This is a genomic window from Microbacterium sp. KNMS (genome assembly GCF_053851835.1).
Genome location: NZ_JBSQBP010000091.1, coordinates 1 through 298 on the forward strand (window position 1 = coordinate 1; position 298 = coordinate 298).

1 protein-coding gene is annotated in these 298 nt (G+C 47.7%); it reads right to left on the reverse strand.

Annotated features, from left to right (window positions below; translation table 11 throughout):
• Positions 1 to 151: YgdI/YgdR family lipoprotein (locus ACWXWW_RS17965; RefSeq protein ID WP_455971364.1), on the reverse strand; the 151-nt coding region annotated here is incomplete at its 3' end.
• Between the last annotated feature and the right edge of the window lie 147 nt (positions 152 to 298).

A 298-nucleotide genomic window follows, 5' to 3' on the forward strand; every position in this document is an offset into this window, starting at 1 on the left:
CACCATTCGCGTCTGTATAGCCAAGCAGGCCTGAGTCTGATTCTTTAGGTTTGCCGTCGCTGACAATAGTGCGACCGTCATTGGTGTGTATGGCATAGCTTGTGCGCGTGCAGCCGGTGAGGGCTGAAAGCGCAACTGCCGCTGCGAACACTGAAACAAAAATCTTTTTCAAAGCCAGCTCCTTTTATCCATATCAGTTTTGGTCACTAACCATCTAACTATAGGTCATTTTTTATGTGAAAAGAGGCTTGATGGTGGGCTGTATATCGAGTTAGGCGCGAGGTGCTATGGTCAAAGT